The following is a 22,723-nucleotide window of genomic DNA, read 5'->3' as shown; positions in this document are numbered from 1 at the left end:
AGGGGTACTTGCGGGGCGGATCCGCCTGGCGGCGATCAGCCGTGTTCGGCCTGGTACAGAATATCTTCGCGCTTGCGGATTCTCGTGGGAGGAATCTCCTGAAGCTGCGGGTCAACCCCATCGGGGAGGATTCGTTGAGCGAGGAATGCTCCCGAACTGACGGACTGGCAGAGCCACTGGTCCCCGTCGGTGTCGGTGAGACGGGTGACGGCATTGATGACGCTCGCGCCCGGGTCGAACTGGGTGATGGGGACGAGGGCTCCACCATCGGCATCCGCCCATGCCTCCCGGCAGCCGGGAACCATCACCTGGAGTGCGCGGCGGTCGGGGACGCGAATCACCGGGTGAGTGCGACCGTCAGGTCCGGGTGCTGCCCATAGGGGTACGGGGGCGCGATCCTGCTGATGGAGGAAATACTGCTTGAACGCAGCTTCCTCCCCGGAAAGGAAAGGAGCCGCTTCATCGGGGCGCCCGGGACGTCGTCCTGGAGTCAAGCCACTCATCGCGATCGTGTAATCGCTGACTTCCGATCGGGGGAGGCGGGCGCGGAATCCGTGGTACTGGTCGCCGACGAAACCTGCTTCCGCCATGCCCTGATAGGGACGCCCGACGAAGAGGACATCGACGTGTTCGTCGGTGATGCCCTCGACGCAGATCGTCAGGTCTTGCCAGCGCGCGGTGGTCTCCAGCCTGTGGAGTGAGTCGATGTGGGCGAGCGAGTAGATGGACAGGACTCGGCCCGGGCCCGCGAGCACGTAGTCGTCCGCCGCAGGGTGGCAGAACCAGGCGGCTCGTGAATCGGGCGCGATGAGGGCGAGATGGTCGGGGTCCTGCATGTAGGCGGGGAGCGCGTGTCCTCCGATCTCCATGAAGAGGGCGTGCTCACCGTCTTGAAGGAGTACGTGTCCCTCATCGGGAGCATCGGCGGAGATCCACCTGGGTGCTCCCTCCGGTGTCGCCGAATAGGTCGCCAGGACCGTGCTCACTCCATCAGCGTCGATTCGTCGGATCTGGTCGCCGGGGGCCAGAAGCGCGCCGGTGATGCTGAGGTATTCGGGGATGATCGAGTCGTTCGTCGATGCTGCGAATCCGGTGCCGGTCACGGGCGTTGAGAAGCGGGTGAGAGGAGGGTCCGACTGCTCGGAGAGAGTGGAGGACGTCGTCGCCATCTGAACATCGGGATTGACATGGACGATCAGGACGTGAAGCTCGCGCGGGTTGTACTGCTGGTAGGCGCCCGTTAGCGTCTGATGCTCGGGGCGCACCGCGGCGAGGATGTCAACGGGCTTGAGACCGGCGACATCCGCCTCTCGGCAGAAGAAACCCGCGATCCTGCCGGGGTGGATGCCTGTGCTCGCGGTGTTGCTGAGGTAGGCCTTGGCCTGCGCCTCGGTGAGCACTTGAAGGTAGGTGTCAGACATGGTCAAATCATAGGCGAGGCTTCTGGCGTTTCTCGGAGAACGCCAACGCGCGTGGATCCAGCAAGAGGTAGACCGTGGCCACTGAAAGCGTGCTCTGTTGTGCGGATGGACACTTGGAAGAGCTGAGCCATTATGACCGTGCCGAGCTGCTTGTGCCCGTGAAGCTGCGCAAGCGCGGGTGGTTCAGGTGGCCGTGGGACGTACGGTGGGATCGCCTGCGGCACCGCATCCTCACCCCCGGTACCGAGATCGTCTGGGTCAGGATCACTGGCGAGATTGATGGAGTGAATGCCGCGCTTGGGTCGGGGCCGAAGGGTGATCTCATCGAGGATCGTTACGATGTCTACTTCAATCGGACGGATCCGAGTTTTGTTGCGAAAATTGAGCAGCTGGGGCTCACGAAGACCTATGGGGATTATGGGGCACCAGAGTGGAGCGGGATGGTTCCGGCTTCGGCGTTGACGCGGCTCTACGCGCGTTTTGCTCGGCTTTACCCTGCTCCTGAAGAGTGTGAAAGGGAGTTTGGCGAAGCTGTCGAGCTGGTGCCGGGGGATGTCGAGGCGAGTCGGCGGATCTTCGAGGAGGCGATCCGTTCGCGTCCGCGACCGGCGGAGTGGGAGGGTCCGTATTATCGGCCGGAGCTCTTCGGTGGTGCGGAGTCTGTGCGTGCTCAGTCCTGGGGGGCGCCTTTTGCTGAGGTGCCCTGTGAATCTGAGGAGCAATGGCGTCAGGTTCTGCCGTCTCGGGTGTACTGGATGATGCGCGGCAGACGGCTGGGGGACGCTGATCATTCAATGCCAGGGAAGAGCGGGAGCCTGGTGTGCGGGGCGTGCTCGGGGCTGATCGCGGCGGAGTCGCTGTGGGAATGGACTGGTCGTCTTCTGGCGTTGAGCGCCGAGGCTGATCTGCGGATCGTCGACGATCGGATGATCATGGACGGAAGCGGCCCTGATTGGAGGGGGAGTGATCGTTTGCTCGCCTGCGAGCGCTGCGGATCCTTCGTCGCGCGCGTGTTCGGTCAGCGTTTCGCTGATGTGCGCGGTGCGCGCGTCGCCATCCTTCCCTGCGTGAATGGTCTGTCAGTGGTCTGACGGAATCAGCGCCCGAAGGTCGGAATCCTGATCGGATTGCCCGTGAAGGGATTTGATACGACGATCGAAACCCGCCTGCCGTTTTGCAGGTTGTAGGTCTCCTGATAAACGACGGGTTTGGGTTCACGCGAGTAGGCTCGGCTGAGCATTGATTCAGGGACGGTCGTCCCCGTCGTCGAGGCAGTGTAGCCGTGACCGGTGTAGGGGCCCGTGTGGCCTAGATTCTGATCGAGTCGCGTCCTCCCGATGTCGCTTTTTGCACCGTGAGCGCGCATTTCTGAGGAGTAGGCCGGCTTGGAGGCTTCAGCCATCGCTTCATCCGCCATCACCCGGGTCTGGTACAAAGGTTTGCTTGAATCGAAGTGGAGGGGCTCAGTTGCTTCGGCGCTCGGGTAATAATCACCTCGAAGCGAGTCGAAAGTGGCTCGTGCGTCCAGACCCGCCATATCATCCGCTCTGGAGATGAAACCGCCGAGGGTGTTGTACGTGGGCAGAGAAGCAGTCTGATCGAGATGCACCTTGGAGACGATATCGCCACCCTTGAGCTTGAGCATGTCATCGTCGCGGATGAGGAGGAGCATCTCCAGATCGGCCGAACTCAGCCCCGGATCTCCGACGCCCAAACGGGTCTTCGCCTGGAACTCCTCAAGGGACCACCGAGTCAGTCCAAGATCTGCAAATTCGCTATCAAATCTTCCGCTCGACAGGGCGTCGTCGATGCGGCGGGTCGCCGACTTTCCCGCATCGAGCATGTCGTCCGTGTGCTTCGGATTGAAACATGCATCGACGGCGAATTTCAGATCCTGTGAAAAAGATCGATCTGCGATCCGACCGGGAATTTTCTTGATCGTCTCAAAGGTGGATGCGACTTTGTCGACGAGATTCTTAGCGCGGGTCATGAGGCCGCTGAGCTCATCGAAGGACTTGACGAGCTTCGTGACCGTTCCGCTCAATCGATTGGCCCACTTGCTCACAGTCGTGACAACATTGGCTATCGCGTGCGGGCTGGCAAGCCCCAGGGTGAAGGCGATCTCAAGAGCTGAGGATGAGGCTTTTCCGATGACATCCGCGAGGGCGTCACGAACGAGATCATGAACGATCTGAACAAGGGTGGAGGCGACTGTCAGTCCTGTTGAGATCGCCCCGGCGAGATTGGCGGACATCGACAGATGCTGCGCGGCGGCTGATTGGAGTCGACGATAGGCGTCGACAGCGAGGGACCTCTGCTCGGCGAGTGCGGAATCGAGCGATGACAGCAGGTCGGCCCCCGCCGTCTCCAGATGACCTGCGATATTGCTCCACGTGCCAGCGGCTGCGGCGACCTCACCGGCATCACCGGTCAGATCTTCGAGCCAGGATTTGAGCGGATCGACATGATCGAGGACCCAGCCGATCCCCATCGAGAAAGCAGAGCCGAGAGGATCCGCCAGCGTCGATGCGAGGTCCGCGAAACTCGAGAAAGCGGCCATCCCCCCGCTGACCCAGTCCCTGTTGTTGAAGGCGTCGACCAATTGCGCGCCATCCTCGAGGAGCTGCGTACCGGAGAATGGCGTTGCCGTATCCACGGGGGCGACGATCAGAGAATTGGTGCTCTGCGCTCCGCTCGCGCTCGACCCGACTCTCCCGCGGATGCCGTAGACGTCAGCTGCTTCGTCACTCATATTCACAACTCCACCGAATGAAAGGCGTGAACGAGCTGATCATCATGATCTTCGAAGTCATCAGCGGTCTCGCGCAGATTCGCCGCTGCGGAGGACACTGCGGATGCGGCCGAACTCATCATGGCATCGGCAGCAGCAGCAAAGGGCGCGTACAGGGGCAGCAAGAGTGGGGAGCACATGAGGCCGAAGGCGTTATCGGCGAGAGCCTGGCCTGCTGCGATGCGGGCGGTGTTGATCTGCGAGGCTGCGGAATCGGCCTGATAGGCAGCCGTGCGCAAGATGTCCGTTGAGATGTCGATATCCGTCATGGCGATGCTCAGAGCTCCCGGCGCAGGATCGGCCCCCTGTTCTTCGGCGGGGCTCCGGTCTCTTCGGGGGCCGCTGGCATGGTGCGTTCGTAGGCGGCCAACAGCTGCTCGGTCACGGGCGAGTCCTCTCCGAAGGTGTCGATGGCGAGGATCCGGGCGGTCGCTGCAGCATCTTTACGGGCGGCGGCTAAGGTACGCAGAAAGACGTCTGCCATCTCCTGTGTTGACAGTTTGGCGAAACCCGCGGTGAATTCGACATCGGTTAGTCGTCCTCCAGAATCGACCTGGACACTCACCTCGCGCCGCTGGGAGGTCGCGGTGCCACGCAGCTCCTCGACGCGTTGCTGGAAAGACTTCATGAGATCGGCACGCTGATTGGCCTGGGCGACCTGTTCCTCGATGCGTCGGATCTGAGCCATGGCGGCTTCGCTTGTCATACGGTCAGAATATCTGCCCGTGAGGAAGACAGCCAGGAGCGGGCACGAGGCCTCCCTCATCCACAGGCCCGAAGGATCCCGGCACCTCCACACCCTCTCCGATGCGCACGCGTCCCGCGCCCCCGGCGCACCTAGTCTTCGGTCATGGATCTCAAGACGCGCCTGCGCCTGCACCGCCTCACGCGCGCCGTCTACCTGCCCGAATCCGAGCGCCCGCCGAGCTCCCCCAGGTCCTGCCTCCTCCTGCCGTCGAGGTGGTCCGCCCTCGTCCTCGTCTGCGCGATGGGCCTGCTGGGCGTGATCGGATTGTCGAGGACGATCGGCGCCGACGCGCACGGCGTCGAAGACGAGGGGGCCGCGAGCGCGCAATCCGTCCCTGAGCCGATCGAAGCGAGCGGATCCGGCCAGTCGCACGCCCCTGCCGAGCAGTCGGAGTTCCTCGTCCACGTCGCCGGGGCCGTGTCCGCGCCCGGAGTGGTGAGATTGACGCCGGGCGCCCGGGCGGTCGACGCGATCGAGGCCGCGGGCGGCCCCCTGCCCGACTCCGACCTCGACGCCCTCAACCTCGCGGCTCCCGTCGCCGACGGGGCGAGGCTCTACGTCCCCCGTCTCGGCGAGCAGGCGCAGGACGCCGAAGCCGCTGGCTCCGGCGGCGCCCTCGCGGCGGAGCAGCCCGCCTGCGTCGACCTCAACACGGCCGACGCCTCAGCGCTGCAAACGCTCGACGGCATCGGTCCGGCCCTCGCCGAGAGGATCCTCGCCTTCCGCCGATCCTCCGGGCCCTTCGCCTCGCTCGAGGACCTGGACGCCGTGCCCGGCATCGGCCCGGCACTGCTCTCCCGCATCGGCCCCGGGGTCTGCTCATGACCCTGGCGAAGCGGATGCCGGACCTGGACGATCTCCGTCTGCTCCCGGTGGCGCTCGCCGCCTGGGCCGGCGCGTGGTGGGGGACGGGCGGAGGACGGGCCCCTCTCATCCTCATCATCGTCTCCCTCCTCATCGCAGCGCTCGCCCTCGCCCTGCTCATCTCGAAGGGGCCCGGGCCCGCGCCCCTCCATGCGAGAAGCCCCCGGGGATCGCTCGGAGCGGGGCTCCTCGTCGTCGCCCTCGCCCTCGCCGTCGCCACGGGGACCGCAGGCGCGCACCGGCGGGCCTTCGACGCCTCCGAAGCGGTGCGAGCAGCTCGCTCCGGCTCGCTCGTGAGCGTGACGGCGCGCCTCGAGGAGGACCCGGTTCCCGTGAAGGCCCGATCCGGGGTCTCGCGCTCGAGGGCGAGGGCCCGGGTGCTTGAAACGGGGGAGGGGAGGTCCGAGGGGGCCTACGTGCGCATCATCGTGACGGGCGAGCTCGCCGAAGCGCGGCGCGGGGACCGAGTGGAGGTGCGAGGCGTCCTCGACACCTCCCATCCCCAGGGGCCGCCGACCGCCGGCCTGCTGAGGGGCGAGAGCATCGTCATCGCCGCACGGCCCGGCGGATGGCGGGGATCGGTGCGGCGCCTGCGTGAGCGGCTCGTCGAGGCCTGCGCCGGCCTCGACGAGCAGGGACGGGCCCTGGTGCCGGGGATGGCGATCGGCGACGATCGCGCGATGGGCCCCGAGCTCCGCAAGGCCTTCCGGACGGCGTCCTTGACGCACCTGACGGCCGTATCGGGATCCCACTTGGCGATCGTGCTGGGCGTGGCTCCCTACCTGCTGCCGAGGTCGCGACGGGGCCGCATCCTCGGGATGGGGATCGTCCTCGTCGTCTTCGTCGCGATCGTCGGACCGACTCCCGCGGTGTTGCGGGCGGCCCTGTCGTCGGGAAGCGCGCTCCTCGGGGCCCTCATCGGAAGGAACGGGCAGGGGATCGCGACCCTGGGGGCGGTGGTCACGGGAATGCTCCTCATCGACCCGTGGTGCTCGAGGGATTTCGGTTTCGCGCTTTCAGCCGCCGCCACCTTCGGCGTGCTCGTTCCCGCCAGGGCGTGGCTGCGATCGGGACGGGCCCGGCTGCGCGATGACGCGCCGCTCGGCCGCTTCCTCGGCAGGCTCCTCGCTCTGATCGCGGTGCCCGCGTGGTGCGCGATCATGACGGCCCCGATCCTCCTCGCGATGAATCCCGCCCTTCCGGCCTACGCGGTCCCGGCGAACCTCGTGGCCGCCCCCGCCGTCGCACCAGCGACCCTCCTCGCCCTGGGAAGCGCCCTGCTCGCTCCCCTCTGGATGCCCGGTGCGGCGGCGCTCGCCCGTGCTTCGAGCGTGTGCACGGCGTGGATCGCCGCAACGGCGCGGAGCGTCGCGGACCTGCCCGGTGCGCGATTCGAAGCGAGCGGGGCCCGGCTCGCCCTCCTCGGGGCGCTTGCCGGGCTCTGCGCCCTCGTGCTCATCTGGCGCCGCGGGCGGGCGCGGGCCTCGACGAAGAAGGACGGCGGGGCGCCTCGCCACGCCCTCAAGGCCTCGTGGCGGCCTTCATCCGGGACACGAAGGCGACGAGATCCCTGCGCGCCGCAGCAAAGCCCTCGGCCTCGTCCCCGCTCCCTGAGGCCACGAGGGCGTCCGAGTGCTCCTCGACGATCTTCACGACCGCCGAACCCGAGATCGCACCGGCGGCGCCCGCCCGGGTGAGCCCCGTGCCCGTAATGACTCCTCCTCGTGACACACTGGGAGGGCACGGCGGTGATCAGCGGACGGATCGGGAGGATTCATGGCGGCGGGTGGGCGGAGGAGCGCGAAATCCGAGCGGATCGAACTCGCGCCCGTCATCCTCATCAAGGGCAAAGAAGGACTGCTCATCGATCGGGCCCTGTCCGCGATCCGCGCCCTGGCGCTCCAGACCGACCCGCGGCTCGAACGCTCCGAGATCTCAGCGGCCGGCTACGCCCTCGGCAATCTCGACATCCTCACCTCGCCCTCCCTCTTCGGCGAATCCCGACTCGTCCTCGTGCGCGATGCCGAATCGATGAACGACGACTTCGTCAAGGACCTCCTCGCCTACATCGAGGCCCCGGCTCCCGAGGTGTGGATCGTCATCTGCCACCCGGGCGGGAACGCGCGCGGCAAGAAGGTCCTCGACGCGATCGCGAAGGCAGGCTTCCCCGTGATCCCCGCCGAAGAGATCAAGAAGGACCAGGACAAGTTCGAACTGGTGCGCGCCGATGTTCGGGCCGCCGGGCGGAGCATGGACGTCGACGCGATGCGCGCCATCGTCGATGCCCTGGGATCCGACCTGCGCGCGATGGCGGCCGCCGTCGCCCAGCTCCTCGTCGATGTCGAGGGGACCGTCCGCATCGAGGACGTCCACCGTTACTACGCCGGGCGGATCGAGGCGACGGGCTTCACCATCGCCGACGCGGCGATCGCGGGGGAGACCGCCCGTGCGCTCACCCTGCTCAGACACGCTCTCGTCACGGGCGTCGATCCGCTCGCGATCGTGAGCGCCCTCGCGATGAAGTTCCGCACCCTCACGAAGGTCTCCTCAGGGTCGAGGGCGGTGATCGCGAAGATGCCCTCCTGGCAGGTCGATCGGGCGCGGCGTGAACTCAGGGGCTGGCACGATCATGCGCTCGCCGATGCGATCAGCGCGATCGCCCTCGCCGATGAAGAGGCGAAGGGCCTGTCCAAGGACCGCGAACGGGCGATCGAGAAGGCCGTCATCACGATCTGCCGCCTGCGCGATCGCCGCTAGACCCGGGCGGGCGGATCGGCCCGGGGCTCAACCGGGCTCAACCGGGGCCCATCCTTGGGGCGAGCGGCGCGCGGCATCGGACGCGCAAGCTCTCGGGAATGCGGGAACACGGATCGGGGGCCGCCTTCCGGCGACCCCCGAACGCGATGAAGATCGATTCAGCCGAGCTTCGACACGCGACGCGCGAGCTTGGACTTGCGGTTCGCGGCCTGGTTCTTGTGGATGACGCCCTTGGAAACGGCCTTGTCGAGCTTGCGGGAGGCGAGCCGGAGGGCGGCGAGCGCCGCTTCCTTGTCGCCGGCGTCCACGGCTTCGCGGGTCTTGCGAACGAGCGTCTTGAGCTCGGACTTCACAGACTGGTTGCGCAGGCGGCGCTTCTCGTTGGTGCGGATCCGCTTGATCTGGGACTTGATGTTCGCCACAGTGGGAAAACTCCTTGAAAGATTGTCGTGCAGGGTCGGTGAGGGCTGTGTCTGAACCGGGACTGGGACGTGGGGACATCCTCGAACGGTTCCGACCAGACCCCCTGCCCGACCAGGCTGGGAGTCCGAAGGACAAGGATACCAGCGAGACTCGGCTCAATGCCAATGGCATCGGTCCCTTGAGTCCGTGAAGACGCTCACGTCCGCGCGGCCGCTCTAGGCGTGCTCCCTCATGGCCGCGACGATCCTCCGGAAGGTCTGCTCGGGCAGGCTCGCCCCCTCCCGCCGGATCTCGGACAGGGGCGCCCACAGGGCGCGGTCGAGCCGCACCTTTGAGGGCCGGCGCTTGGGATCCCAGGGACCGCTTCCGATGTCGAGCCAGTAGCGGCCCCAACGGGCCTCCTGCGCCGCATCCCGATTATGGTCCTTGGAGGTGAGCTGGGCGAGGTAGACGCCGCCCCGCGCGCGGCCGAGGACGACCACCGGACGGTCCTTGCCCCTGGTCGCATCCTCCTCGAAGGGGACCCAGGTCCAGACGACCTCTCCGGGGTCGGCCTCGCCGTCGGGATCGGGGCTGTAGGAGGCCGCTGCGAGGGCCTCGCTCAGCTCCGCCTCGCGGATCGCGCCGCGCGCCTCGGATCCCGGGCGGCTCTGCGCCGAGGAGGGGTCCTTGCGGCCCCGAGGCGTCGCGGGCCCTCCGGGAGATCCCGCGGAGGGGGCCTTGTCGGAGAGCGCCTCCACCAGGAGGCCTCCCAGGGAGCCGAGCAGGGACAGGAGGGACATCGCCGATCTCCATTCGCATCGATGTGAAGGGGCCCGGTATCCCGGGGAGCGGTTCACGTCGGGCCCTTGAGCGCCGACGGGCCGAGCCTATTGCCTGCCGGGGCAAGAGCCCAGTCGAAGCGCGGCGCAGTCACAGGCCCGCTGCCCCCTCCCTTATCCACAGCCCCGCGGGATCCCCTGTACCAGAACCGGGCGAATCCGTGAAAGTGGAACCGTCCGCGGATCACCGAGGACTTCAATGAGGAAGGGGGTGCGCCATGAAAGGGCGCGAGGGAGGATCTCGAACGGGGAGGGGGCGCCTGGAGCAGGCGCTCTCAGCGGCGGCGCGAGGGCGCTTCGCCGAGGCCATCGATGCGGCCGCTCCGCTTCTCGAGTCGAATCGGCTGGGCGTGGACGAACGCCTCGACCTCATTCGTCTGCTCATCGAATGGAACGGCCTGACCGGATCGTTCATGGAGTGCCGCCGCCTCGCCGGACGGGCGGTCGAATTGGGCACGAGCGCATTCGGGGCCCGGGATCCCCGGGTTCTCATCGCGCGCTCGTCGGAGCTGTACTGGATGTGCGAAGTCGGCTACGACGCACTCGCAGAGCACCGCTTCGCGCCGCTCATCGACGATGTGAAGCAGGTGCTGGGAACGGAGCACGACCTGTGGTGGGCGGTGCGCACCAACTCGGCGATGCCCGCCAAGGCTCAGGGGCGCTTCAACGACGCCGCCGACATCTACCGGGGGATCATCGTCGACATCGCCGAGTGCCTTCCGGACAACGACCTGCGCGTCCTGACCGTCCGGGACAACTACGCGGAGGCTTTGTTCCTCGACGGCCAGTACGACGAGGCGATCGTCGTCTACTCGTCGATCCTCGATGCGATCGCGGAGGAGATGGGGGCGAAGGACCGCCGCGCCCTCAGGGTGCGCTACGAGATCGCGAGGTCCCGCTTCGCCTCGGGCGATCACGGGCGGGCCCTCCAGGAATGGGCCTGCCTCGTCGTCGACATGGAGCGCGCCCTGGGAACCCACGACGACCTCACGGTCTCATGCCGCTCCCTCCTCATCGCCGCCGCCGTGGAGGCCGATCGGAACGAAGTCGCGGCCGAGCAGTGCCGAAGACTCGTTGAGGACCCTCCGGCCTCTTTCGAACCCCGCGAATGCGAGGCCTTCGAGGAGATCCTCAGGGACTGCGAGCGCAGAATCGCCGCCGAGGAGTCCCCGGCGGAGTGAAACCGGCGACTGCGCAGCCCCTTTTCGCGCGTGCGGTTGGCGCGAGCGGCGCCGGGAATGGGACGATGGGGGAGTAATCGAGACGGAGGTAGACGTGCCGATCCCCACTGCCGCGCAAGAAGCGATGATCCGACCGGCTCACACCGAGCAGTCGCGCATCCGCAACTTCTGCATCATCGCGCATATCGACCATGGCAAGTCGACGCTCGCGGACCGGATGCTGCAGCTCACGGGGATCGTCGGGCAGCGCGACATGCGCGACCAGTACCTCGATCGCATGGACATCGAACGCGAACGGGGCATCACGATCAAGTCCCAGGCCGTGCGCATGCCCTGGGCGGTCGGCGATGAGGCCTACGCGCTCAACATGATCGACACGCCCGGGCACGTCGACTTCACCTACGAGGTCTCCCGATCGCTCGCCGCCTGCGAAGGCGCGGTCCTCCTCATCGACGCGGCTCAGGGCATCGAGGCCCAGACCCTCGCCAACCTGTACCTCGCGCTCGAGAACGACCTCGCGATCATCCCCGTGCTCAACAAGATCGACCTGCCGGGCGCCCAGCCCGAGAAGTACGCCCACGAGGTCGCCCAGCTCATCGGTTGCGATGAGGACGAGGTCCTGCGCGTCTCCGGCAAGACCGGCGAGGGCGTGACCGAGCTCCTCGACCGGATCGTCGAGGTCGTGCCCGCGCCGGCCGGAGACCCCGAGGGCGCGACGAGGGCGATGATCTTCGACTCCGTGTACGACACCTACCGGGGCGTCGTCACCTACGTGCGCGTCGTCGACGGGCGGCTGGGCACGCGTCAGCGCGTGAAGATGATGTCGACGGGCGCGACTCACGAGCTCCTCGAGATCGGCGTGATCTCCCCGGAGCCGACTCCCTCGGAGGGCATCGCCGCGGGCGAGGTCGGGTACCTCATCACGGGCGTGAAGGACGTGCGCCAGTCCCGCGTGGGCGACACCGTGACCTCGAACGTCCGGGGCGCCGACGAGCCCCTGGCCGGTTACCGCGATCCGAAGCCGATGGTGTTCTCCGGGATCTACCCCGTCGACGGCACCGACTTCCCGGATCTGCGCGACGCCCTCGAGCGCCTCCAGCTCAACGACGCGGCGCTCACCTACGAGCCCGAGTCCTCCGCGGCGCTCGGCTTCGGCTTCCGCTGCGGCTTCCTCGGGCTCCTCCACCTCGAGATCATCCGCGAGCGCCTCGAACGCGAGTTCGGCCTCGATCTCATCGCCACCGCCCCCAACGTCGTCTACACGGTGATCGCCGAGGACGGGAGCGAGATCCGCGTCGAGAACCCCTCGGCCTTCCCCGAGGGGAAGATCTCCGAGGTCCGCGAGCCCCTCGTCGAGGCGACCATCCTCACGCCGACCGACTTCACGGGAACGGTGATGGAGCTGTGCCAGGAGCGCCGCGGCGCGATGAAGGGCATGGATTACCTGAGCGAGGAGCGGGTCGAACTCCACTACACGATCCCCATGGCCGAGATCGTCTTCGACTTCTTCGACCAGTTGAAGTCCCGGACCCGCGGCTACGCCTCCCTCGACTACCAGGAGAAGGGCGAGCAGGTCGCCGACCTCGTCAAGGTCGACATCCTCTTGAACGGCGATCGCGTGGACGCCTTCAGCGCGATCGTCCACAAGGACGCCGCCTACGCCTACGGGCAGCGGATGACGAAGCGCCTCAAGGAGCTCATCCCCCGTCAGCAGTTCGAGATCCCCGTCCAGGCGGCGGTCGGCGCGCGGGTCATCGCCCGCGAGACGATCAAGGCCCTGCGCAAGGACATGCTCGCGAAGTGCTACGGCGGTGACATCACCCGCAAGCGCAAGCTCCTGGAGAAGCAGAAGGAGGGCAAGAAGCGGATGAAGTCGATCGGCCGGGTCGACGTACCGCAGGAGGCCTTCATCGCGGCCCTCACCTCCGACGTGCCGACGGGCAAGAAGTGAGCGGCGCTTCGCGGCGGACCCTGGAAGAGGGCGTCGCCGAGGGCGTCTTCCTCGCGCGGACGAAGTCCTTCATGCGCCGAACGCGCGAGCTGCCACCCAATCTCCAGCGGACCTGGGACGAGCACGCCTCCCGCTACGTCATCGAGGTCGAGCGCGATCTCGGCCATACGACCGTCGCCGCCGGTGTGCGCTTCGATCCGGTCGCCCTCTTCGGGCGCAGGGCGCCGCTCACGATCGAGATCGGCTCGGGCACCGGCGAGCAGATCGTCGCCGCGGCGGCGTCCCATCCCGAGCGCGACTACCTCGCCTTCGAGGTGTGGGTCCCCGGCATCGCCAAGCTCATCTCGAAGGCGGTGTCCGCGGGGGTCGGCAACATCAGGGTCGTCGAGGCGGACGCCCAACTCGCGCTCCCGATCGTCTTCGACGACGCGATCGCCGACGAAGTGTGGACCTTCTTCCCCGACCCCTGGCGCAAGGCCCGGCACCGCAAGCGCCGCCTCGTCTCCGACTCCTTCGCCCCCGAGGTCGCCCGCGTCCTCGTCGACGGGGGAGCGTGGAGGCTCGCGACCGACTGGGACGACTACGCGTGGCAGATGCGCGACGTCATCGAGGCCTGCGAGCTCTTCGCGAACCCCTACGAGGGCGAGCGCCCCGATCCTTCCGACCCGGAGCCCGAGCGCGGCGGTTTTGCACCGCGTTTCGCGGGGCGCGTGGTGACTCATTTCGAGACGCGCGGCATCGACGCCGGGCGGAGCGCTCACGACCTCGTCGCCGTCCGTCTTCCCCGTGGTGACGAGGGCGGGACCGCGGAGCCTGCGAGCGATGGGGACGGAAGCGCGGGCCGATGAGCCCCGCCCAGCCGGACGGCATCGCCTGGCCGAAGGACGGGCGTCTTGAGGCCGAGCTCGCCGAAGCGGACTCCGGCAGGCCGCTCAGCCTCTACGTCCACGTCCCCTTCTGCTCGGTGCGCTGCGGCTACTGCGATTTCAACACCTACACGGTCGGCTTCGGTCCGGGAGCGGAGCCCGGCTCCTATGCGCGGAGCGTGCGCGCCGAGGCCGAGCTCGCCGGCCGCGTCCTGGCCGAGGCCGGATGGGCCCGGCGCGATGCGAGCACCGTCTTCATCGGAGGCGGAACTCCGACGCTCCTCGAGGCGACTGAGCTCGCGCGGATCCTCGCCGATCTGCGCGACGTCATCGGCATCGCGCAGGACGCGGAGGTGACGATCGAGGCCAATCCCGATTCTGTCGATGCCCGGGCGCTCGCGGCCCTCGCCTCGGCGGGGGTGACGCGCGTGTCCTTCGGCATGCAGTCCGCCGTGCCCTCCGTCCTGGCCGTCCTCGACCGGACCCACGATCCGGCTCGGGTCCCCGAGGTCGTCGCCGCCGCGAAGGGCGCGGGGCTCGAAGTCTCCCTGGATCTCATCTACGGGACGCCGGGGGAGGGGCTCGACGATTGGCGCCGCTCCCTCGATGCCGCGATCGCGATGGAGCCCGGTCATGTCTCCGCCTACGCCCTCGTCATCGAGGAGGGGACGAAGATGGGGGCGATGCTCGCCCGCGGTGAACTCCCGGAGCCCGATCCGGACGATGAAGCGGCGAAGTACGAGCTCGCCGATGAACTCCTCGGGAGTGCGGGCTACCGCTGGTACGAGATCTCGAACTTCGCCCGCCCCCGTCAGGCCGAGGACGCCGCTGCGGCCTCGGATCTCAGTCGCGCCTCGAGGCACAATCTCGCCTACTGGCGCGACCATGATTGGTGGGGATTCGGCCCGGGCGCGCATTCGCACGTCGGGCGCTACCGCTGGTGGAACGTCAAGCACCCGGGCGCGCACGCCGGGAGGCTCGCCGCCGGGCAGAGCCCGGCCGCCGCGGGCGAGGTCCTCGACGAGGAATCGCGACGGCTCGAGAAGGTCATGCTCGCGGTGCGGATCGCGGAGGGGATCGGAGCGGGGGAGGTCCCGGCGCCCGGGGCCGTTCCGGCGCTCATCGCCGAGGGGCTCATCGACGGCCGGGCCGCGCTCGAGGGCCGGATCATCCTCACCTTGCGGGGGCGCCTCCTGGCCGATCGGGTGACCGGCGCGCTCATGGGGTTCTGAGGGGCGGGGCTCCGCCAGCCGTCTTCTCGGCGCTCGATGAGCCCGAGGGACGGCGCGAACACGCCGCCGCTGCCGCTTCGGCCTGCGGGGACCGAACGCGGGCCCTACCCTGGAGGGGAGGGTCCCCGCGCATCCGGGGACCAATGAATCGAGGAGGACACCATGACGCAGGATCAGGGGCCCAAGCCCTACGTCGTCGACATCGAACAGGCGACGCTCGAGAACACGAACTACCGGACGACCCTGTGGACCGGGACGAATCTTCAGCTCACGGTCATGTGCATCCAGCCCGGGCACGACATCGGCCTCGAGATCCACGAGGACCACGACCAGTTCCTCCGCATCGAGTCCGGCTCCGGGCTGGTCCAGATGGGGCCGGCGAAGGACGAGCTCAGCTTCGAGGTCGAGGCGCACGACGACGATGCGATCTTCATCCCGGCCGGTACCTGGCACAACGTCACGGCGATCGGCGATGCTCCGATGAAGGTTTATTCGATCTACTCCCCGCCCGAGCACGCGCACGGCACCGTTCACGTCACCTACGAGGAAGCGATGGCCGCCGAGGCCGCCGAGCACTGACGCTCCGATCGCCGTGCGCCCCCGGGTCCTTCGCGGACCCGGGGGCGCAGGCGCGTTGGCGGGGCACGAGCAGCACGATTCGTCCTGCGACGCCGGATCGTCAGGGGCGGGCCGGTGATAGGCTCGCCGGTGCTGAACTCGATACAGAAACGAGCCGAAATGAGCAAGCCCTCAACCAGTGCCGGTGCGTCGATCAAGGAGCTGACCCTCCGCGGCGTGGCCATCGGCGGCATCATCACCTTGGTCTTCACCGCCGCGAACGTATACCTCGGCCTCAAGGCCGGTCTCACCTTCGCCACCTCGATCCCCGCCGCGGTGATCTCGATGGCGGTCCTGCGCTCCTTCAAGGACCACACGGTCCAGGAGAACAACATCGTCCAGACCATCGCCTCGGCGGCCGGAACCCTCTCCGCGATCATCTTCGTCCTGCCCGGACTCGTGATGATCGGCTGGTGGCAGGGCTTCCCCTACTGGCAGTCCGTGCTCGTCATCGGCCTCGGCGGCATCCTCGGCGTCATGTACTCGATTCCGCTGCGCCGCGCCCTCGTCACCCACTCCGACCTGCCCTACCCCGAAGGCGTGGCCGGAGCGGAGGTCCTCAAGGTCGGCGACACCTCGGAGGGCGCCGAGGAATCCGGACGGGGCCTTCGCGCGATCATCTGGGGCGGCCTCTCCTCGGCGGGCTTCGCCGTCCTCGGCTCCCTCAAAGCGGTGGGGACCGAGATCGGCACGGCCTTCCGGGTCGGCGCGGGCGGCTCGATGGCCTCCGCGTCCCTGTCCCTCGCCCTCATCGGCGTCGGCCATCTCGTGGGCCTGGGCGTCGGCGTGGCGATGATCGTCGGCGTCCTCATCTCCTACGGAGTGATCCTCCCGATCCTCTCCTCCGGTCAGATCGCTGATCCCGCCGGCCTCGCCGACACCGTCGCGAGCGTCTTCCGCTCCGACGTGCGCCTCATCGGCGCCGGTACGATCGCCGTCGCCGCGGTCTGGACGCTCATCAAGCTCCTCGCCCCGATCATCGGGGGCATCCGGGAGTCCCTCGCCTCCACGGCCAAGCGCGCGGCGGGCGAGCAGCTCCCCCTCACCGAGCAGGATCTGTCCGGCAAGGTCGTCATCGGAGTCACCGTCGCCTCGATGCTCCCGATCGGAGCCCTCCTGTGGCTCTTCCTCAAGGACACCCCGGTCGGGCACAACGCCCTCGGCCTCATCCTCGTGTCCATCCTCTTCATCCTCCTCACCGGCCTGGCCGTCGCCTCCGTCTGCGGCTACATGGCGGGCCTCATCGGCTCCTCGAACTCGCCGATCTCAGGGGTCGGCATCATCGTGGCGATCGCGGCGGCGCTCGTCGTCAAGGCCGTGCACGGCACGGTCCAAGGCGACGAGCTCTCCGCACTCGTCGCCTACACCCTCTTCACCGCGGCGATCGTCTTCGGCATCGCGACGATCTCGAACGACAACCTCCAGGACCTCAAGACGGGCCAGCTCGTGGGCGCCACGCCCTGGAAGCAGCAGGTCGCCCTCGTCATCGGCGTGGGCTTCGGCGCGATCATCATTCCGCCCGTCCTCAACCTCATGTCGAACGCCTTCGGCTTCCAGGGCGCCGCCAACGCCGGCCCCAACGCCCTGGCCGCCCCGCAGGCCTCCCTCATCACCGACCTCATCACCGGGGTCTTCGGCGGGGACCTCAACTGGAAGCTCCTCGGCATCGGAGCCCTCATCGGCGTCGGCGTCATCATCATCGACGAGGTCCTGAAGAAGACGACGAAGCGCTGCTCGCTCCCGGGCCTGGCCGTGGGCATGGGCATGTACCTCCCGATGGCCATCACGATCATGATCCCGATCGGCGCGCTCCTCGGCGCGATCCACGACCGTTGGGCCCTCACGGCGAAGAACCCCGAGTCGGCCAAGCGCCTCGGCACGCTCGTCGCCACCGGCCTCATCGTCGGCGAATCCCTCTGGGGCGTCGTCTACGCCGGAATCGTCGGCTTCTCCGGGAACGACTCCCCGCTGGCGCTCGTGCCGGACTCCTTCGCAGGGGCGGCGCCCTGGATCGGCGCGATCGTCTTCACCGCGATCGTGGCGCTCCTCTACCGCCGCGTCCGCAAGGACGCCCAGACCGTCGCCTGACGGACTCGAACACGGACCCGGCCAAGGCCGGGTCCGTGGCGTTTTGCGAGCCTGGAGCCCCCGGGAGCCTCTAGGGTGGGCGGGTGAGCCTACCGAACCCAAACGATCCCTACGGCACCGATGTCCTGAACGTCGACCCCCACCGGGAGGGGCCGGGCGCCCGTCGTCCCCGCTCAACCGAGGTCCGTCTCGAAATGGGAATGGTCCTCGAGGACGTGACGACCGGGTGGGTCGGCGCCGTCGTCGGCATCGAGAAATCCGGCGGCATCCATCTCGTCGAGCTGGAGGACCGCCGCGGGCGCACGCGCTCCTTCCCGCTGGGAGCGGGCTTCTGGCTCGAGGGAAGGCCGATCATCGCCCTGCCGCCGCTGCCCTCTTCGGCGCATCGGGCGCCTTCGCTCGCGACGCCGGCGGGCAGGAGGCTGACGAACTCCGGGTCGATCGCCGCGCCGAAAGCGCGGGCGCGCGTGGCCAGGGCCTCGCGCATCTGGGTCGAGGGCAAGCACGATGCGGAGCTCGTCCAGCACGTGTGGGGCGATGACCTCGCAGAGGCGGGAGTCGCAGTCCAGCTGCTGGAAGGCGTCGACAACCTGGAGGAGATCCTCGAAGTCTTCTCGCCCTCGGATGACGTGCGCGCGGGGATCCTCGTCGATCATCTCGTTCCGGGCTCGAAGGAGTCGCGCATCGCAGAGCGGGTGATGAAGCGCTGGGGGAGTTGCGTCCTCGTCCTCGGCCACCCCTACGTGGACGTCTGGCAGGCGGTGAAACCGGCACGACTCGGCCTCGAGAAGTGGCCCGAGGTGCCGCGCGGGACGGACATCAAGACGGGGACTCTGCGGGCGCTGGGCTGGCCGGCGCGGACGCAGGCGGATACCGCGATGGGCTGGAAGCGCATCCTCGCGGCCGTGGGCGACTACCGCGACCTCGAACCCGCACTGCTCGGCCGCGTGGAGGCCCTCATCGATTTCGTCACGGAGCCGGGCACCCGCTAGGCGCGGTGCGCCATCGCGGGAAAAGCGGAGTAGGCTTGGCACTCAGGAATGACGAGTGCCAGATCGAGATCCCGGGGAGGTGTCATGAGCGAGGACCGCAGGCTCGACGTCCTCCGTGCGATCGTCACCGAGTACGTCCACACCCGCGAGCCCGTCGCCTCCAAGGCCATCGCCCAATCCCACAATCTCGGCGTCTCCTCGGCCACGATCCGCAACGACATGGCACTCCTCGAGGAGGCGGGCCTCATCTACCAGCCCCACACGAGCGCGGGGCGCGTCCCCACGGACAAGGGCTACCGGGTCTTCGTCGATTCGCTCGCGGCCCTCAAACCGATGAGCGCACCGGAGAAGCACGCCGTCGAAGCCTTCCTCGGCGACTCGGTCGACCTCGACGACGTGGTCGCCAAGACCGTGCGCCTGCTCGCGCAGGTCACCCACCAGGTCGCCGTCGTCGAATATCCGAGCCTGTCGCGCCAGGCCCTGCGCCGCGTCGAAGTCTTGGACCTCGGGCCCCGCAGGCTCCTCGTCATCGTCATCACGCGGCTCGGCAGGGTGGACGAACGCACCCTCGACCTCGCCCGGCCCGTCGCCCCCGCGACGATCCAGGCGCTGAGGGAGAAGCTCAATGAGATCGGCGAGGGGCGGAGCGCCGACGAACTGCTCCTCCTGGTCGACGACCTCGCCGAATCCTTCCCGCCCGAAGAACGCCCGGCCGTCGACGCGGTCGCCGACGCCCTCGTCGATCTGCTCCGCCCGACCGGTGAATCGAAGATCGTGATCTCGGGGATCTCCAACCTCGCGCGGGGCGCCCTCGACTTCCACGACCTCGCCCCCGTCCTCGACGCCCTGGAGGAGCAGGTCGTCCTCCTCCGCCTCTTCTCGGAGTTCAAGGACGACGACATCCACGTGCGCATCGGGGCCGAGAACGCCCACGACGCCCTCGCGCAGACCTCCGTCGTCGCGGGCACCTACCGTGCGGCGATGCCCGCCGGCGATTCCTTCGCGCACCTGGGAGTGGTCGGTCCCACGCGCATGGACTACGTCCGCACGATGTCGACGGTGCGAGCCGTCGCCGCCTACCTGTCACGATTCCTCGACCGATGACACGGACTCCATCCCGGATCCCCACGAGAAACGAACGAGAGTGAACGATTACTACGAGGTCCTCGGCGTCGCCCGCACCGCGAGCCAGGACGAGATCAAGAAGGCCTACCGGAAGAAGGCCCGGCAGCTGCACCCCGACTACGCCGGTCCCGAATCCGAAGAGGCCTTCAAGGAACTCTCGGTGGCGTACGAAACGCTCTCAGACCCCGAGAAACGGCAGATGTACGACATCGGGGGCCCGGACGCCCTGCGCGGAGGCGGCGGGGCCCCCTTCACGGGCGGCGGCTTCTCGGACTTCTTCGACGCGATGTTCTCCGGCTTCTCGGGCGCCTCTCAGGGGCCCGCGTCCAGGACCCGGCGCGGCGCCGATCAGCTCATCGGACTCGACATCACCCTCGAGGAGGCGGCCTTCGGCGCGAAGAAGTCCGTCTCCTTCGGGACCTACGCCATCTGCTCGACATGCTCGGGGTCGATGTGCGAGCCGGGCACTCGCCCGGTCGTGTGCCAGACCTGTTCGGGGACGGGGTCGGTGACCCGCATCCAGAACACCATGTTCGGGCGCATGAAGTCGCAAGGGCCTTGCCAGACCTGTCAGGGCTACGGGACGATCATCGAGAAGCCCTGCCACGAGTGCTCGGGCCAGGGGCGCGTGAGAACGCGGCGCACCCTGTCGATCGACGTGCCGGTCGGCGTCGACGAGGGCGCGCGCATCCGCGTCATGGGCGAGGCCGAGGTCGGACCCGGCGGCGGTCCGCAGGGCGACCTCTACCTCGAGGTCCACGAACTCCGGCACGAGGTCTTCGATCGGCGCGGAGACGATCTGCACGCGTGGATCACCATCCCGATGACGACCGCCGCCCTCGGCACCGAATTCGAACTCACCACCCTCGACGGGCCCAAGGCGGTGAGGATCGAGGCCGGGACGCAGCCGAACGCCGACATCGTCTTGAGGGGGCTCGGAGTCGGACGCCTGCAGCGCCCCGGGCGCGGCGACCTCCACGTCCACATCGACGTGGCGATCCCGACGAAGCTCGATGAACGGTCGCGCGAGCTGCTCGAAGAGCTCGCCTCGCTCCGCAAGGAGACGCGCGTGGAGCCCAAGCGCCGCGAGCAGGGCGTCTTCGGCAAGCTCAAAGAGAAACTCACGGGTCAGTGACTCGCCCGGTCTTCTTCTTCGAGGATCGCGGCCTGGTCGAGGCCGCTCCCGGCGACATCGTGAGCCTCGACGGGGATGAGGGGCGGCACGCGGGCGCCGTGAAGCGGATCGGGGCCGGCGAGGAGATCGACCTCGTCGACGGCCGCGGAACCCGGGCGGTGTGCGCGGTGCTCGCCGCAGACCCCAAGGGCCTGTCCCTGCGCGTGCTCCGCCTCGACAGGGAGCCCGGGGTGGAGCCGCGCCTCCTCCTCGTTCAGGCCCTTGCCAAGGGCGGACGGGATGAGCAGGCGATCGAGACCTGCACGGAGATCGGCATCGATGAAGTGATCCCGTGGCAATCGGATCGCGCGATCGTCAGGTGGTCGGGTCCCAAGGCCGTCAAGGGCCGGGCGAAGTGGGTCTCGGTCGTGCGGGCCGCCGCGAAGCAGGCCCGCAGGGCCTTCATCCCCGAAGTCGCCGAAGTCCTCGACACCAAGGCGTTGCTCGCCTTCGTCCGGGACGCGACCGATTCGGGCTCCCTGGTCCTCCTGTGCCATGAGGAGGCCCGTGCGCCCCTCACCGGCCTCATCGCCTCGGATCCCGACCGGTTCCGCGACGCGCCCTCCCTCGTGGTCCTCGTCGGACCGGAAGGGGGAGTGTCGCCGAAGGAGACCGCCGACCTCGTCGAGGCCGGCGCGATCCTCATCGGACTCGGGGGCAACGTCCTGCGCTCCTCGACGGCCGGCGCGGTTTGCGTGACGCTCCTCGCGGCGGCCGCCTCGCGGATCTGAGCCGTCGGCGCCCCAGTGGGCCCTGGCTCCCCTCAGCCCAGATCGCCCGAGATCGTGAAGGTCATCGAATGCGACTGGCCGGGCGCGAGGACGATCACGCCCTCGTGCGAATTGAAAGCATCGGGCGGGCAGGTCATCGGTTCGACGGCGACCGATCGGCGGCCGAGGTGATCGGCGGTGAAGACCTGCACCCAGGGGGCGTCGGCGGCGAGGGACACGGACTTCCCGTTTGACGGGTCGCGGAGCGTCACCGCCCAGCCGCCCTCGGGCAGGCCCGTGAAGGCGTGATCGACCGACTGGTCTCCCAGGAGGTGCCCCGTCCGGAAGTCGCGATCGAGTTCGCCGACCGGGCGCAGGGCCACCGGGGCGAGACGCTCGTCGACCTCGAGGATCGAAGCGGCCGGAACGCTCAGCTCGTAGCCGGCGTTCGGGGCGTTGTCGAGCGTGAGGTAGGGGTGCGAGGAGACGCCGTAGGGCGCGGGCTCATCCCCGATGTTCGTGGCGTGGAGCGTCACCGAGAGGCCGCGCTCCTCGCTCAGGGCGTAGGTGACCCAGGCCTCCAGGGCCCAGGGGTATCCGTAACGCGGGGCGATGAAGGCCCCGAGGGTCGCCGAGTCCGAATCCGCGTGGACGATGTCCCAATCGACCCAGGTCATCAGCCCGTGAAGGGCCGCTCCGGTGGCGGGCTCATTCACGGGCACCCGGTATTCGACGCCCTCCCAGGTGTAGGCGCCCCCGGTGATGCGATTCGGCCAGGGCATGAGGGTCTTGCCGAGATAGCCGTCGGGGAGTTCGTCCGCCGCATGGGGCATGACGAGGTCGGCGCCGTCCAAGGTCAGTCCTGCGATGCCCGCGCCGACGGAGACGATTCGCGCCTCGTAGGCCCCCGAGCTCAAGCGGATCTCGGTGCCTGAAGCGTGTCGCGTTTTCATGGAGCCTC

General features: G+C 68.2%; 21 protein-coding genes. 14 read left to right on the top strand and 7 right to left on the bottom strand.

The window, feature by feature from the left end:
* Positions 1-35 precede the first annotated feature (35 nt).
* Positions 36-1,421, bottom strand: a complete 1,386-nt coding sequence (locus tag HD592_RS07760; protein ID WP_184453083.1) for a hypothetical protein — start codon at positions 1,419-1,421, stop codon at positions 36-38.
* 74 nt (positions 1,422-1,495) lie between these two features.
* Here HD592_RS07760 and HD592_RS07755 point away from each other — a divergent pair, with 74 nt between their 5' ends.
* Entirely contained in the window at positions 1,496-2,512 is a 1,017-nt protein-coding gene (locus HD592_RS07755; RefSeq protein ID WP_184453081.1) for a hypothetical protein, read from the top strand.
* 5 nt (positions 2,513-2,517) lie between these two features.
* Here the strand turns inward: HD592_RS07755 and HD592_RS07750 are convergent, their stop codons facing one another.
* Genes HD592_RS07750 through HD592_RS07740 form a run of 3 tightly spaced genes read right to left on the bottom strand, consistent with a single transcriptional unit; the run spans position 2,518 to position 4,918 of the window.
* Positions 2,518-4,173: a WXG100 family type VII secretion target gene (locus HD592_RS07750; RefSeq protein WP_184453079.1), complete on the bottom strand. Its 1,656-nt coding sequence runs from the start codon at positions 4,171-4,173 to the stop codon at positions 2,518-2,520.
* Positions 4,174-4,175: 2 nt separating this feature from the next.
* Positions 4,176-4,481: a type VII secretion target gene (locus tag HD592_RS07745; RefSeq protein WP_184453077.1), complete on the bottom strand. Its 306-nt coding sequence runs from the start codon at positions 4,479-4,481 to the stop codon at positions 4,176-4,178.
* A gap of 8 nt (positions 4,482-4,489) precedes the next feature.
* Complete coding sequence (locus HD592_RS07740; protein WP_184453075.1) at positions 4,490-4,918, bottom strand: YbaB/EbfC family nucleoid-associated protein; 429 nt, start codon at positions 4,916-4,918, stop codon at positions 4,490-4,492.
* 144 nt (positions 4,919-5,062) lie between these two features.
* Here HD592_RS07740 and HD592_RS07735 point away from each other — a divergent pair, with 144 nt between their 5' ends.
* The 3 genes from HD592_RS07735 to holA all read left to right on the top strand — a co-directional run bounded on the left by HD592_RS07735 (position 5,063) and on the right by holA (position 8,581).
* Positions 5,063-5,785: a ComEA family DNA-binding protein gene (locus HD592_RS07735; protein ID WP_221437850.1), complete on the top strand. Its 723-nt coding sequence runs from the start codon at positions 5,063-5,065 to the stop codon at positions 5,783-5,785.
* On the top strand, positions 5,782-7,521 hold the full coding sequence (locus HD592_RS07730) for a ComEC/Rec2 family competence protein (protein WP_184453073.1): 1,740 nt from the start codon (positions 5,782-5,784) through the stop codon (positions 7,519-7,521). Before HD592_RS07735 ends, HD592_RS07730 begins: the two co-directional genes overlap by 4 nt.
* A 79-nt stretch (positions 7,522-7,600) precedes the next feature.
* The gene (gene holA, locus HD592_RS07725; protein ID WP_184453072.1) at positions 7,601-8,581 is read left to right on the top strand and encodes a DNA polymerase III subunit delta; all 981 of its coding nucleotides are present in this window, start codon (positions 7,601-7,603) and stop codon (positions 8,579-8,581) included.
* Positions 8,582-8,739: 158 nt separating this feature from the next.
* Here holA and rpsT read toward each other — a convergent pair whose 3' ends face one another.
* Together rpsT and HD592_RS07715 are read right to left on the bottom strand one after the other, a co-directional pair.
* A complete protein-coding gene (gene rpsT, locus HD592_RS07720; RefSeq protein ID WP_184453070.1) occupies positions 8,740-9,003 on the bottom strand; it encodes a 30S ribosomal protein S20 in 264 nt (87 codons plus the stop codon).
* Between the two features lie 216 nt (positions 9,004-9,219).
* Positions 9,220-9,786 (bottom strand): type II toxin-antitoxin system PemK/MazF family toxin, encoded by a 567-nt coding sequence (locus HD592_RS07715; protein WP_184453068.1) that lies wholly within the window; start codon positions 9,784-9,786, stop codon positions 9,220-9,222.
* Between the two features lie 257 nt (positions 9,787-10,043).
* Here HD592_RS07715 and HD592_RS07710 point away from each other — a divergent pair, with 257 nt between their 5' ends.
* The 10 genes from HD592_RS07710 (at position 10,044) to HD592_RS07665 (ending at position 21,783) form a co-directional block, all read left to right on the top strand.
* On the top strand, positions 10,044-11,006 hold the full coding sequence (locus tag HD592_RS07710) for a tetratricopeptide repeat protein (protein WP_184453066.1): 963 nt from the start codon (positions 10,044-10,046) through the stop codon (positions 11,004-11,006).
* A 94-nt stretch (positions 11,007-11,100) separates the two neighbouring features.
* Positions 11,101-12,957: a translation elongation factor 4 gene (lepA, locus tag HD592_RS07705; protein ID WP_303778102.1), complete on the top strand. Its 1,857-nt coding sequence runs from the start codon at positions 11,101-11,103 to the stop codon at positions 12,955-12,957.
* Entirely contained in the window at positions 12,954-13,805 is an 852-nt protein-coding gene (gene trmB, locus HD592_RS07700; RefSeq protein ID WP_343058769.1) for a tRNA (guanosine(46)-N7)-methyltransferase TrmB, read from the top strand. Before lepA ends, trmB begins: the two co-directional genes overlap by 4 nt.
* Positions 13,802-15,055, top strand: coding sequence for a radical SAM family heme chaperone HemW (gene hemW / locus HD592_RS07695; RefSeq protein WP_184453064.1), 1,254 nt, complete (start codon positions 13,802-13,804; stop codon positions 15,053-15,055). The genes trmB and hemW overlap by 4 nt, the downstream gene beginning before the upstream one ends.
* A gap of 162 nt (positions 15,056-15,217) precedes the next feature.
* Positions 15,218-15,634: a cupin domain-containing protein gene (locus HD592_RS07690; RefSeq protein ID WP_154477237.1), complete on the top strand. Its 417-nt coding sequence runs from the start codon at positions 15,218-15,220 to the stop codon at positions 15,632-15,634.
* A gap of 159 nt (positions 15,635-15,793) precedes the next feature.
* Positions 15,794-17,761, top strand: coding sequence for an OPT family oligopeptide transporter (locus HD592_RS07685; RefSeq protein ID WP_184453063.1), 1,968 nt, complete (start codon positions 15,794-15,796; stop codon positions 17,759-17,761).
* An 83-nt stretch (positions 17,762-17,844) separates the two neighbouring features.
* Positions 17,845-18,753, top strand: a complete 909-nt coding sequence (locus HD592_RS07680; RefSeq protein WP_184453061.1) for a DUF3097 family protein — start codon at positions 17,845-17,847, stop codon at positions 18,751-18,753.
* An 84-nt stretch (positions 18,754-18,837) separates the two neighbouring features.
* On the top strand, positions 18,838-19,857 hold the full coding sequence (gene hrcA / locus HD592_RS07675) for a heat-inducible transcriptional repressor HrcA (protein WP_184453059.1): 1,020 nt from the start codon (positions 18,838-18,840) through the stop codon (positions 19,855-19,857).
* Positions 19,858-19,897: 40 nt separating this feature from the next.
* Positions 19,898-21,013 (top strand): molecular chaperone DnaJ, encoded by a 1,116-nt coding sequence (gene dnaJ, locus HD592_RS07670; protein WP_184453057.1) that lies wholly within the window; start codon positions 19,898-19,900, stop codon positions 21,011-21,013.
* Entirely contained in the window at positions 21,010-21,783 is a 774-nt protein-coding gene (locus tag HD592_RS07665; protein ID WP_184453055.1) for a 16S rRNA (uracil(1498)-N(3))-methyltransferase, read from the top strand. Before dnaJ ends, HD592_RS07665 begins: the two co-directional genes overlap by 4 nt.
* Before the next feature lie 32 nt (positions 21,784-21,815).
* On the opposite strand, the gene HD592_RS07660 is transcribed toward HD592_RS07665, so the two are convergent.
* Positions 21,816-22,715: an aldose-1-epimerase gene (locus HD592_RS07660; RefSeq protein ID WP_184453053.1), complete on the bottom strand. Its 900-nt coding sequence runs from the start codon at positions 22,713-22,715 to the stop codon at positions 21,816-21,818.
* Positions 22,716-22,723 lie beyond the last annotated feature (8 nt).

The sequence above is a fragment of the Schaalia hyovaginalis genome (assembly GCF_014208035.1).
Classification (GTDB): Bacteria; Actinomycetota; Actinomycetes; order Actinomycetales; family Actinomycetaceae; genus Pauljensenia; species Pauljensenia hyovaginalis.
Note: the sequence above shows the minus strand (reverse complement) of the source record. Positions and strands in the feature narration are given on the sequence as shown.

Excerpts from the sequence above, each read along its gene's own strand:
- HD592_RS07760 (WP_184453083.1), bottom strand. The coding sequence starts at position 1,421 with ATGTCTGACACCTACCTTCAAGTGCTCACCGAGGCGCAGGCCAAGGCC.
- HD592_RS07750 (WP_184453079.1), bottom strand. The coding sequence starts at position 4,173 with ATGAGTGACGAAGCAGCTGACGTCTACGGCATCCGCGGGAGAGTCGGG.
- HD592_RS07745 (WP_184453077.1), bottom strand. The coding sequence starts at position 4,481 with ATGACGGATATCGACATCTCAACGGACATCTTGCGCACGGCTGCCTAT.
- HD592_RS07740 (WP_184453075.1), bottom strand. The coding sequence starts at position 4,918 with ATGACAAGCGAAGCCGCCATGGCTCAGATCCGACGCATCGAGGAACAG.
- HD592_RS07735 (WP_221437850.1), top strand. The coding sequence starts at position 5,063 with ATGGATCTCAAGACGCGCCTGCGCCTGCACCGCCTCACGCGCGCCGTC.
- HD592_RS07730 (WP_184453073.1), top strand. The coding sequence starts at position 5,782 with ATGACCCTGGCGAAGCGGATGCCGGACCTGGACGATCTCCGTCTGCTC.
- holA (WP_184453072.1), top strand. The coding sequence starts at position 7,601 with ATGGCGGCGGGTGGGCGGAGGAGCGCGAAATCCGAGCGGATCGAACTC.
- HD592_RS07715 (WP_184453068.1), bottom strand. The coding sequence starts at position 9,786 with ATGTCCCTCCTGTCCCTGCTCGGCTCCCTGGGAGGCCTCCTGGTGGAG.
- HD592_RS07710 (WP_184453066.1), top strand. The coding sequence starts at position 10,044 with ATGAAAGGGCGCGAGGGAGGATCTCGAACGGGGAGGGGGCGCCTGGAG.
- hemW (WP_184453064.1), top strand. The coding sequence starts at position 13,802 with ATGAGCCCCGCCCAGCCGGACGGCATCGCCTGGCCGAAGGACGGGCGT.
- HD592_RS07690 (WP_154477237.1), top strand. The coding sequence starts at position 15,218 with ATGACGCAGGATCAGGGGCCCAAGCCCTACGTCGTCGACATCGAACAG.
- HD592_RS07685 (WP_184453063.1), top strand. The coding sequence starts at position 15,794 with ATGAGCAAGCCCTCAACCAGTGCCGGTGCGTCGATCAAGGAGCTGACC.
- hrcA (WP_184453059.1), top strand. The coding sequence starts at position 18,838 with ATGAGCGAGGACCGCAGGCTCGACGTCCTCCGTGCGATCGTCACCGAG.
- HD592_RS07660 (WP_184453053.1), bottom strand. The coding sequence starts at position 22,715 with ATGAAAACGCGACACGCTTCAGGCACCGAGATCCGCTTGAGCTCGGGG.